The sequence below is a fragment of the Clostridiisalibacter paucivorans DSM 22131 genome, from assembly GCF_000620125.1.
Taxonomy (GTDB): Bacteria; Bacillota; Clostridia; order Tissierellales; family Clostridiisalibacteraceae; genus Clostridiisalibacter; species Clostridiisalibacter paucivorans.
Genome location: NZ_JHVL01000070.1, coordinates 1 through 11,187, shown reverse-complemented (window position 1 = coordinate 11,187; position 11,187 = coordinate 1). Strand labels below are relative to the sequence as shown.

Annotated in this window: 14 protein-coding genes and 2 pseudogenes; 12 read left to right on the top strand and 4 right to left on the bottom strand. The window is 27.9% G+C overall.

Annotated features, from left to right (window positions below; translation table 11 throughout):
- Window positions 1–547: 547 nt before the first annotated feature.
- The 5 genes from Q326_RS0114170 (at window position 548) to Q326_RS0114155 (ending at window position 3,690) form a co-directional block, all read left to right on the top strand.
- Window positions 548–1,234 (top strand): response regulator transcription factor, encoded by a 687-nt coding sequence (locus tag Q326_RS0114170; RefSeq protein WP_026895977.1) that lies wholly within the window; start codon window positions 548–550, stop codon window positions 1,232–1,234.
- Window positions 1,235–1,247: 13 nt separating this feature from the next.
- Window positions 1,248–1,934, top strand: coding sequence for a sensor histidine kinase (locus tag Q326_RS0114165; protein ID WP_026895976.1), 687 nt, complete (start codon window positions 1,248–1,250; stop codon window positions 1,932–1,934).
- Between the two features lie 9 nt (window positions 1,935–1,943).
- A complete protein-coding gene (locus Q326_RS19240) occupies window positions 1,944–2,270 on the top strand; it encodes an ATP-binding protein (RefSeq protein ID WP_205687684.1) in 327 nt (108 codons plus the stop codon).
- Complete coding sequence (locus Q326_RS17505) at window positions 2,257–2,568, top strand: ABC transporter permease (RefSeq protein WP_250160349.1); 312 nt, start codon at window positions 2,257–2,259, stop codon at window positions 2,566–2,568. The genes Q326_RS19240 and Q326_RS17505 overlap by 14 nt, the downstream gene beginning before the upstream one ends.
- Before the next feature lie 351 nt (window positions 2,569–2,919).
- Window positions 2,920–3,690, top strand: coding sequence for a class I SAM-dependent methyltransferase (locus Q326_RS0114155; protein ID WP_026895975.1), 771 nt, complete (start codon window positions 2,920–2,922; stop codon window positions 3,688–3,690).
- Window positions 3,691–3,819: 129 nt separating this feature from the next.
- Here the strand turns inward: Q326_RS0114155 and Q326_RS0114150 are convergent, their stop codons facing one another.
- Together Q326_RS0114150 and Q326_RS0114145 are read right to left on the bottom strand one after the other, a co-directional pair.
- Window positions 3,820–4,389 carry a hypothetical protein gene (locus Q326_RS0114150; RefSeq protein ID WP_026895974.1) on the bottom strand — a complete coding sequence of 190 codons (570 nt, stop codon included), beginning with the start codon at window positions 4,387–4,389 and terminating at the stop codon, window positions 3,820–3,822.
- Window positions 4,390–4,405: 16 nt separating this feature from the next.
- On the bottom strand, window positions 4,406–5,212 hold the full coding sequence (locus Q326_RS0114145) for a TrmB family transcriptional regulator (RefSeq protein ID WP_026895973.1): 807 nt from the start codon (window positions 5,210–5,212) through the stop codon (window positions 4,406–4,408).
- A gap of 283 nt (window positions 5,213–5,495) precedes the next feature.
- On the opposite strand from Q326_RS0114145, the gene Q326_RS0114140 reads away from it, so the two are divergent.
- The 4 genes from Q326_RS0114140 (at window position 5,496) to Q326_RS0114125 (ending at window position 8,464) form a co-directional block, all read left to right on the top strand.
- The gene (locus tag Q326_RS0114140) at window positions 5,496–6,314 is read left to right on the top strand and encodes a TraX family protein (protein WP_026895972.1); all 819 of its coding nucleotides are present in this window, start codon (window positions 5,496–5,498) and stop codon (window positions 6,312–6,314) included.
- Window positions 6,315–6,567: 253 nt separating this feature from the next.
- On the top strand, window positions 6,568–6,915 hold the full coding sequence (locus Q326_RS0114135; protein ID WP_026895971.1) for a DUF3796 domain-containing protein: 348 nt from the start codon (window positions 6,568–6,570) through the stop codon (window positions 6,913–6,915).
- Window positions 6,915–7,115, top strand: coding sequence for a helix-turn-helix transcriptional regulator (locus Q326_RS0114130; RefSeq protein WP_026895970.1), 201 nt, complete (start codon window positions 6,915–6,917; stop codon window positions 7,113–7,115). The genes Q326_RS0114135 and Q326_RS0114130 overlap by 1 nt, the downstream gene beginning before the upstream one ends.
- Window positions 7,116–7,261: 146 nt before the next feature.
- Entirely contained in the window at window positions 7,262–8,464 is a 1,203-nt protein-coding gene (locus Q326_RS0114125; RefSeq protein ID WP_026895969.1) for a serine hydrolase, read from the top strand.
- Between the two features lie 161 nt (window positions 8,465–8,625).
- On the opposite strand, the pseudogene Q326_RS18330 reads toward Q326_RS0114125, so the two are convergent.
- Window positions 8,626–8,936, bottom strand: a pseudogene (locus Q326_RS18330) (IS3 family transposase); the annotation flags it as partial.
- A gap of 117 nt (window positions 8,937–9,053) precedes the next feature.
- On the opposite strand from Q326_RS18330, the gene Q326_RS0114120 reads away from it, so the two are divergent.
- The 3 genes from Q326_RS0114120 to Q326_RS0114110 all read left to right on the top strand — a co-directional run bounded on the left by Q326_RS0114120 (window position 9,054) and on the right by Q326_RS0114110 (window position 10,878).
- Window positions 9,054–9,494, top strand: coding sequence for an Lrp/AsnC family transcriptional regulator (locus Q326_RS0114120; RefSeq protein WP_026895968.1), 441 nt, complete (start codon window positions 9,054–9,056; stop codon window positions 9,492–9,494).
- Between the two features lie 12 nt (window positions 9,495–9,506).
- A complete protein-coding gene (locus Q326_RS0114115) occupies window positions 9,507–10,118 on the top strand; it encodes a LysE family transporter (protein ID WP_026895967.1) in 612 nt (203 codons plus the stop codon).
- A gap of 184 nt (window positions 10,119–10,302) precedes the next feature.
- The gene (locus tag Q326_RS0114110) at window positions 10,303–10,878 is read left to right on the top strand and encodes a sigma-70 family RNA polymerase sigma factor (protein ID WP_026895966.1); all 576 of its coding nucleotides are present in this window, start codon (window positions 10,303–10,305) and stop codon (window positions 10,876–10,878) included.
- 99 nt (window positions 10,879–10,977) lie between these two features.
- Here Q326_RS0114110 and Q326_RS17500 read toward each other — a convergent pair.
- A pseudogene (locus Q326_RS17500) lies at window positions 10,978–11,187 on the bottom strand (hypothetical protein); the annotation flags it as partial.

Genomic DNA, 11,187 nt, shown 5'->3' with positions numbered 1-11,187 from the left:
AGAAGTAAATAGAAAGCCTAAAAAGAGTAAAATATATAAGCATAAAACAGCCTCTATTCCATTTAGGAAATGCGCTGTAACCAATGGAAGAAGGGCAATACAGAAAATGCTAGGTGATAGATGTGCAAGTAACCTAAAGCTAAGCTTTTAAAGATATCGTTTCTAATAATATTAAATACAGGATATCTATGCCCTAACGGTCAGTAATGAGGATATAAAATTGAAATATAACAATGTCTAAAATAATTTCGCCCTAACGGGTGTTAAATACATAAATTTAAAACCTAAAAATCAATAGTTATTGGATGATTAAATCTAAAGAAAAATAATTGCCAACTATTACTTGACAGTAACGCTTTAGAATTTAAATTTGATAATCTGTTAATAATATGGTAGACTAATCAAAAAATAATTTGCAAACAAACTAGCTTATGCTTTTAAGTATATAATATACTGATATACTGTAATTATACTTATCTGATTCTTACAATAACCTTTCAATTTCAACTTATTCTATAATAAAATATCATTTTAGATGGAGGTTTATATGAATTTATTAATTGTGGAAGATGAAGCCGATTTAAGAGAACCCTTAAAATATCATTTAGAAAAAGTAAATTTTAAAATATTTGAGGCTGAAGATGGTGAAGAAGCTTTGAACATTATAAATAATGAAAAGATTAATTTAGCAATACTTGATATTATGATGCCAAATATGGATGGCATTACTCTTTTAAAACAAATTCGAAAGAATTCATTTATTCCAGTTATTTTTTTGACTTCAAAAATGAATGATCTAGATAAAATAAAAGCCTTTGAAAATGGTGCAGATGATTATATAATAAAACCCTTTAATCCATCAGATTTAATATTAAGAGTCAATTCAAACTTAAGAAGATATTATGATTATACAAATACTAATAATAAAAGCCAAAACAATATTTTAACTCTTAGGGATCTCAAGCTTGATCTTACTAGATGTCTATGTATCAAAAATGGTAATGAAATTTATCTGAAAAACAAAGAATTTAAAATTTTAGAGATGTTAATGAAATCTCCCAGTAGAGTTTTTACAACAAAGCAAATATATGAAAATGTATGGGGGGATTGTTATTTAAATGATTCAAATCCTGTCATGGTACAAATAAGTAGAATTAGAGAAAAAATTGAAGAAGATCCTAAAAATCCACAATATTTAAAAACAATTCGTGGGCTTGGCTATAAAATGGAGTGAGGAGTGATTAAATGTGAAAAACAGTAAAATAAAAAATATGCTATTAAAAAATTATTTATTCTCTTATATTATTATAATTCCATCATTCTTTGCTTCTATAATTATTACCTTATTAATTACTAAAGTCATTGATGAAAATACTTATAAGATTTTAGGTTTATTTGGAGTCAATATTGGAAGTGTTTTTTTAACTATTGCAATTATAACATTTTTAATTAATGGATTTATTTTATTTTTTTATGCTAAATACACATCAAACAAATTTATTCTCCCAATAGAACATATTGTCCATGTAATGAATATTTTTAATAACGATGATAAGACTATTAGAATGAAAAATACAACAAATAATGAATTTTCAATTATAACTACAACTTTTAATAATATGGCTGATACAATTCAAGAAAGCGAACTAAAAAAAGATCAATTATTAGAAGATAAACGACAATTAATGGGGGATATAGTTCATGATTTAAAAACTCCTGTCAGCAGTATAAAAGGGTATTCTGAAATTCTTATAAATGATGATTTAGATAAAAATCAAGAAATAAATTATCTGAATATGATTTATAAAAGCTCATTAAGATTAAACGAATTAATAGAAGATTTAAATCAATATTCAAACTTAAATATAAACGAAAAAATATATTCAAAGGAAAGCAGAGATATTGTTAGCTGGTTTCGACAGGTAGTAATATAATATTATGATATATTTATAACCAATAAATTTATTTTAAATATAGAAATTCCTGATATCAGTGTCAATTTTCAGTTTGATTCAAGGCTGTTAAAAAGGGCAATTTTTAATATATTTGAAAATATTATTAAATATAATTCTCCTGAAACAAATGTTAACATTAAATTTTCTATATCTGGTGATAACATAGTAATTAACATAAAAGATGATGGAGTTGGAATTTCGTCTGATTTTTATGGAACAGTAAAGGAAGCTATTGAAAAAAGTCCCTATGAAAAATTTGAAGATGCGTATCTTTGGTATACAGATGAGGAGGTAATGCAAAATGAAGACATTTAATACAATGCTGAAAACAGAAATTAAACTATCTCTACGTGGCATGGATATGTTTATATTTGCAATTTGTATGCCGATAATCGTTCTTGTAGTGCTTGGGAGTATTTACGGCAACAAACCTGCTTTTGACGGTGCTACTAATACATCTTTGGACCAGTCTTTTGGTGCAATAGCTTCTATTGCAATCTGTGCAGGAGGAGTGATGGGATTACCTTTGGTTGTTTCAGATTACAGAAGCAAACATATTCTAAAAAGATTCAAGGTAACACCTGTAAAACCGCCAATAAGGCCATTACGGTGAATCATATCATAAGTAGTAGACAATATTTAGGAGCTGTTAAACTATAAAATATTACTATTTAATGGTATAATATTTATATTAGGTGATGAAAAGATAAATATAAAAGAAATATAGGTTTTCAGGAGAGAATACTACAACACTAAAAATTGTATAGAAAGTACTGAAAGAATTAGAGAATTTGTATTAAATAAAGTTGAATGAAAAAGTATAAACTATAGATATAAATAACTAGAAAAGGAGTGTGTTTATGTATATTTATTTTATTTTATATGGATTGTAACAACTTATAAGAGGTCCTCCTTCAAATATTTTTACTTGAAACCCTAAAAACAATTAAAGGAGGAAGCAATTATGAAAAAAAGCTTAACAAATAAAGAGTTATTTGATTATCTAGTAGATGAAGTGAATGAAAAATTTGAAGGATGGGATTTTTCACATTTGGAATCAACGGGAAGAATGCAAGAGTTTCCACTAAGTTGGAATTATAGAAATAAAGTGATGATGGAAATGCAAGGAGTTTCTTCTTTACTTGATATGTGTACAGGTGGAGGAGAGTTTTTATCTACTTTAAGTCCACTACCTAAATCTACCTGTGTTACTGAAGGTTATAAGCCTAATATATCCATTGCAAAGAATAGGTTAGAGCCTTTAGGTATAAAAGTATGCAAAGTTGAAGATGATGAATATTTACCATTTGACGGTGAAACTTTTGAAATTATAATAAATAAACATGGATCTTACTCACCTAAAGAGGTTAAAAGAATTTTAAAAAATAAAGGCATATTTATTACTCAACAGGTTGGTGGATTAAACGATAAAGAATTAAATAAGATTTTAGGAGCTCCAGAATTTGAGTTTATTGATTGGAATTTACAAAAAGCTGTTAGTCAATTAGAAGTAGTAGATTTAAAGGTACTTGAACAGAAAGAAGATTTAGTAAAAACAAGATTTTATGATATAGGAGCTATTGTGTATTATTTAAAAGCAATACCATGGCAAGTACCAGATTTTACAATAGAAAGATATTTTGACAAATTGTTAGAAATTCATAATATAATTGACAAATTGGGTTATATTGATTTTACATGTCATAGGTACTTTATTATGGCTAGTAAAGAATGACCATAGTATTTCTATGAGAAAACAGTCAATGAATTATATATAGAAATAAAAACAGTAGGTTTTATCATAATGAACCTACTGTTTAAATTTTCTTCAATTGAAAGAGCTATCAAAATTAATACCTCTAGATTAAATATTTAATTGTTTCACTAACTCCTTCATAGCTAGTAGAGTTTCTTCCATTAAGTAATTCATATCCCATCCCAGGTTTTCTGCTCCTTGTTTAATAACATCTCTAGAACAGCCTGCTGCAAAAGACTTGTCTTTAAACTTTTTCTTTACAGATTTAACTTTCATATCAGATACACTCTTAGAAGGTCTCATTAATGCGGCTGCTCCTATTATTCCAGTAAGTTCATCAACAGCATATAATATTTTTTCCATTATATGCTCAGGTTTAACATCAGTTTTTGTCATTCCATAACCATGACTTACTGTAGACTTAATAACTGATTCATCAATATCAAGTTCTTTCATTATTTCAACTTGTTTAACACAGTGTTCTTCTGGATATAACTCAAAATCAAGGTCATGCAAAAGTCCAACAACTTCCCAAAATTCTACATTTTCGGGATCATGTTTTTTAGCAAAGTATTTCATAACTCCACCAACAATTTGTCCATGTAGTATATGAAAACTTTTGTTATTATACTTTTTTAAAATTTCTAAAGCTTCTTCGTAATTTGGCATATAAGACATTCCTATTCACTCCTTATTAATCTTTAAAAAAATTTTTTCTAACTTGATCCATTGCTGTTTCATATTTTTCTCTGCTATCTTCAGAAAGCATACTGGAATAAACATTAATCATTAAATCATGAACTATGTAATCTTCCATAATATCAATTGCGCCAAAGTCATTTGTCCAAGTAACCTGGCTTTCTTCTCCTCTGGAGATAATCCCAGTAATCGCTTCTTTCTTGTCAATAATAATGATGATATAGCGTTCATCTTTTTCTTTTAAATAAGTCCCTAACCGTCTATGAGTCAATACATCTTTTAATTTATTATCATATCCAAAATATATACCTTTAATCTTGATACCGCGATTTATTGCATCATTAAAATACTTTTCTAAATCTTTATACTCCTCTTTCCAGATAGATATATCAATGCGCTTATTGGCATTTTCTATTAATAGTCCAATAAAATCAAAAATATTTTTTCTGCCTGTTATAACCTTTGACTCATATTGATCTTTAGTATTTACGAATAACTGTGTAGTTTCCTTTTTAACATGCTCAATAATGGATTCGTAGTTTTTTTTCAACTTTTTCACTAATAAATCTGGTTCCAACGGATAATAAATTGTCCCATTCTCAGTGTTTTTCTCAAAAACTAATTGTTTTTTTGCTAACCCATCTAATACTTCATATACTCTTGACCTTGGTACTCCAGAATTTTTACTTAATGCATAACCATTGACAGGCCATTTTTCTAAAAGTTTCAAGTAAGCTTTTGCTTCATACTGATTTAGTCCAACTTGCTTCATCTTTTCTATTAAGATTAATTGATTATCCATTATTTATCCCATCTTTTATATTACATCTATTCAAAATAAAAAACTCCTTCCTCTATAGTGTACACTATAGTAACTACTATAATTGTAATTTGGATTTTTGTCAATAACTTAATAAGTTATTTCAATATTTTATGAAAATGAAATTGTTAAGGATATATTTGGCTGTTATGGTAAGTCATCTTCTTTCAAAATTGTAAGGGAAACGTAAGACAATTCAATGTAAGAAAAGATACAGATCATTTATAGTTATATGTAGATTATGAAGAGAGAAAAGGAGGAAAATATGCAAACATTGAAGAAAGGATTTAACGGTTATCAATTAAAAATAATTGCTTTGATTCTAATGACATTTGATCATGCATATCAAGGATTTTATGGTGTTATAGAAACACCTCAATGGTTCAATATATTAGGTAGATTAGTGGCACCTATTTTTCTTTTTATGCTTGCTGAAGGCATGCATTATACCCATGATAGAATAAAATATATGTCAAGATTATATATTGCTTCTGTATTAATGAGTATTACAAATATAATTATCAATAAATACACGCCACAACCGGGTGGATTTTTAGTGCATAATAATATTTTTGCTACCATGTTTTTGATTACATTCTTTATTCATACAGGGAGTAAAATTAGGGAACATATAAAAAGTAAAAATTACAAAAGATCTGTGTTATATCTAGTATTATTACTAATACCATGTATAACACAGGTTTTTCTTGAAAGTTTCACTAATTTAGTAGCTAAGAAATTTATTACGACAGTTATACCAGTACCTTTTGATGTAGAAGGTGGAATATTTGCAATTTTATTGGGAATTGGATTTTATCTTTTTAGAGAAACAAAATTAAAGACAAGTATTTTCTATATATTTTATGTTTCAGGATTCTTTTCAATAGGAGCACTATTTGATCCAAATTGGTCAATATTATCGATATTTGAAGGTGTTCAATGGTATATGATTTTTGCATTAGTATTTATATCAATGTACAATAACCAAAAAGGTAAAGGTGGAAAATATCTATTTTATATCTATTACCCATTACACATATATGTATTGACTTGGCTCGGTATAGCAGTGAATTATTTTAAATAACCACATAATGGGGTCAGGCTCATTTTTAAACTAAAAGATATATTATTTATATCAATAAAGTTTAAAAGTGAGCCTGACCCCAAATTTCCTATTGGAATATTTAGGAGTCTTTCATAAAGGTGTATTAGGCATATGTACAATAGTTTTATAAATTAAGGCTATATTTGGAAAATATATATTGACTTCTAATCCCTAATGTTATATATTCATAACATAAAGTGAAAAATATATAACATCAGAAGGAGAGGTTGAAATGAAAAAGTTTAACTATTTAGGCTTACTTTCTCTACTTTCATTAATAGGATTCCTAGGATGGAAAACAGGAGATATAAGCTTATATGGATTTTTTGGCTTCGGTTACTATATAAGATATTTTTTTATAATACCTGATGAACTTTTTGAGCTTAATGTACGAAAAGCAGCTACTAGTGCTTTTTTATGTCAGATGATTTCTTTAGTTCTATTTATGTTTTTGGGATATTTTGTTTACTTAGATGCTAGAGCTATACCGTTTGCATTTGGTCTTAGTTTTGCTACTGCAATTTTTGTATTTTCTATTTATCTTATGGTTTTAGAATACAGAGAAAGCAGGTGCAGTTAGTGGCGCTGAAAACTAGAATACGAGAATTTCGAGCAAGATATAATTTAAGCCAAAAGGATTTAGCAAAGATGGTTGGAGTGCGGAGAGAAACAATAGGTAACTTAGAAAATGGAAAATACAATCCATCTCTAAAATTAGCCATGGATGTATCAAAGGTATTTGAAACGACTATAGAAGAAATATTTAGCTATGAAGACTAAAATAAAAAGACATAAAATCTATTATAACTAAAGATGATAAATTGAGAACTTCATACTTTCACTTAGTGGAGGAGGGATGAATAGATAAATTTTTACTAAGAAATTCTTTAGTCCAATTTTATTAAATTATAAGGAGTGATAGGTTTATGAAACGGAGAATACTTATAGTGACATTAATAGTTTCACTGTTGTTATCATCAGTAGCTTTTTCTGAAAGTGATACTAACAAAGAGGTACTCTACAAGATTTTTACAATAAACTATAATGAGATGAGTTCATTGTTTGATCAATCCTTTTTAAATCAAGTACCGGCAGAAAAAATCATAGAGTTGGTCGAAGCTTATAAAGCAAATTTCGGTATGTTAAATGATATAGAATGGAAAGATAATAAGTATATCCTTGTATTTGAAAAGGGGAGATTTTCTTCACAGATAAAGCTAAACGATAAAAATAGAATTGTAGCATTATATTTTAGACCACCTACTTTAGAAGATGATTCAGCAGAAAAGGTATTATCGGAAATAAAAGCTCTTGATGGCTTAGCCTCTGTTTGCATAATGAAAAATAATAAAGATGTCTTACTTTCTTATAATGAAGACAAACCAATGGCAGTAGGCTCTGCTTTTAAACTATATGTTTTAAAGGCTGTTTATGATGAAATAGAAGCTAAAGATGCTTCTTGGGAGGATGTTATAGCCTTAAATAAGGAAAACATATCGCTTCCTACTGGATTTCTTCAGGAGTGGACTGTAGGTACTCCTGTAACATTAAAAACACTAACGAATTTAATGATTTCAGTAAGCGACAATACTGCAACTGATCATTTAATAGAGTATATTGGAAGAGAAAATATTGAAAAAAATGTTTCGGATATTAATAAGCCTTTTTTAAAAACAACTGAAGTATTTAAAATAAAGTGGCTTCTTGAAAAAGACCTTCAGCAAAAATATATTAATGGAAGTGAGTCTTATAAAGAAGAAATTCTAAACCTTGTAAAGGATAAAGATTTAACCTTAGACAATATTTTAACTTCCCCAACTTTAGTTAATGATGTAGAGTGGTTTTTTACAACCAAGGAGCTTTGCAATACAATATATGATTTAAAAGACACTAGTGAAATAACTATTAATCCAGGGCTAGCAAATAAACAGGATTGGAGCTTAGTTGGCTATAAGGGAGGATCAGAACCTGGAGTTCTTCAGTATACTCATCTTCTTCAAAAAGAAGAAAATAGTGATATATATACAGTTTCAATTACTGTAAACAATACTAAAAATGACGTAGACGCAAATAAAATTACAGATCTAACTATAAGATTAATATCACTAATAAAAGATGGGAAGGTTTAGATTATCCTTAATAGGGAGAGTTTATTTAAATAGATGCACATTTTTTTGTGTGTTTTTTTATTGCAAGGATAAGATCTGTCAATATTAATTTTCCATTAATGTATAAAAAAGACCAGCTAGTAAATAAAATGTACCCTTAGTCAAGGACAATTTTAAAAAGACTATGCAGCATTAAGAAGATGATTTCTGTAACTAACAGGAGTCATCTTTTTTAAACTCCATTGACATCTATATTTAGTGTAGTAAATTATATATTGTTCTATTCCTTCTTGCAATTGTTCAAAAGTTTCGTATGATTTTATATAGCACTCATCTTTAAAATGTCAAAAAAAGATTCTTGTGGTGCATTATCCCAGCAGTTACTTCGCCTAGACATAGATTGTCCTAATCCATATGATTTGATTAGGTTTTCAAATACTGGACTTGTATAATGCACACCTTGGTTTGAATGTATAAAGGCGTCAGAATTTAGTTATAGATAAGTATGCTTATTTTCCTTTAAATATTAAACAATTTTAAAATATACGTTTATATTATTTAGATTATCACATGTAATATATTTAAAATATAATTAAATGAGTTTGAGGTTATGGATATAATTGACGAAAAGATTATTGATGTACTAAAGGAGAACAGCAGAGCTACTGCTTCTCAGATTAGCAAAAATGTAAATTTATCTATACCTGCTGTATCAGATAGAATAAGAAGATTAGAAGAATCAAATATAATTGAAAAATATACTATTAAGTTAAATCGTGAAAAGCTTGGTTATAAACTAATGGCTTTTGTATTTATAAATATTGATTGTGCGCCAAATATTCATGGGTTTAGAGAATTGATAATTGAGTTTTCAGAAGTGATCGAATGTCATCATATGGCAGGTGAATATGATTATATGATTAAAGTTCTGGTTAGTGATACAACTGAATTAGAAGATTTTCTAAGTAATAAACTAAAGTCCATAAAAGGAGTTCAAAAATCCAATACCTTGATTGCTTTATCAACTTTAAAAGAAAAAAATAATAGATAGGGAGGATTCTCCATGTTGTTAAAAGGATTCCGTTTTGGAATGTTATTACAACTTGCAGTGGGCCCTATATGTATATATATTCTTAAAACTGGGTCCTCTTTAGGATTGCTATCGGCAATGATAGGAGTCTTGGCTGTAGTGATTATTGATGGGATATTTATACTGGGAGCTATACTTGGTATGGGGACTTTAATTGATAAGTATAATAATACAAAATTAGTTTTAAAATATTTCGGGGCTATTGTACTTGTTATTTTTGGTTTTAGTAATATCTTGGATGTTTTGGGGATTGATTTATTACCTAGCTTAAACTTTTTATCAAGACAAAATATTAAGGGTGTTTTTGTTAAAACCTTTGTATTAACGTTATCAAATCCTTTAACTATATTATTTTGGGCAGGGGTTTTTTCAACAAAAATTGTTGAAGAAAATATGGAACAAAAAGATATGTATTATTTTGGACTGGGAGCTATACTTTCTACCTTGGCTTTTCTAACCTTAATTTCTATTTTTGGCAGTTTCATTAACATTTTTTTAAAGCCTCAATTCCTCAATATATTGAATATAATTGTGGGATTGATACTAATTGGTTTTGGTGTAAAAACTGCAACTAAAAAATTGTAAACCACAAAATGGGGTCAGGCTCACTTTTAAACTAAAAGATATATTACTTATATGGATAAAGTTTAAAAGTGAGCCTGACCCCAAATTTATTTTGAATTTTTGATAGATTTAGTATTGTAGTTACGAAGTATTAGGTGAAGGGTCAAAACATGCATGTAGAAAATAAATAAAGAAGGTGGTGCCATTGAGAATAACGGAAGAGAATTTTATTGATCAGATAAAGAAGAAAAATGAAAGAGCTTTAGAATATGTTATTGACAATTACGCTTGGATTCTTAAAACAGTTATAAAAAAACATCTTTTTAGACTACAAGACTTTCATGAAGAATGTATGAATGATTGTTTACTTGCTATTTGGAAGAATATTCATTATTACAATCCTGAAAAGTCTAGTTTTAAAAATTGGATAGCAGGGATTGCAAAATATAAATCTATTGATTATATAAGAAAATATTTAAGACATACAGAGAATGCCGATATAGAAAAAGCAATTATACCTGTAGAAGATAATTTGCTCAGAGAAATTTTAACAAATGAAATAAGTAGTGAAACTGAAAAAATGTTACATAATTTATCAAAAGAAGATAGAATTATTTTCAAGAAACTATATATAGAAGATAAAGATATGGATGAAATATCTAAAGATACAGGGCTTGGCAAATCTGTTCTCTATAATAGGCTTTCAAGGGGAAAAAAGAAAATACGAAATATGGTTAGTATGAAAGACCAGCTAGTAAAAGTCAATAGTTTTTCTATTTAATTTTTAAAAATGTTATTTTGTAAAAATGGGTATAGCAAACAAGCCATTGAAAAACACGAACAATAGCTAAATTACAGATCTGTAAAATTATTTTTGAATTTAGGCAGTTAATCTAGTAACATTTTCTAAATACATTTTACTATGAAGCTTTGGAGAACGCTGTGTATATGGTTTTTGATCTCTTAAAACTGCAAAAATATAATTTAGAAGTTTGTGCATTATGGCTACGAGAGCAACTTTTTTCTTTTTACCATTTAGATTTGTTTTATAGTACTGAAGTAAAATAGAATTATTAGGCTTGCCATTGCG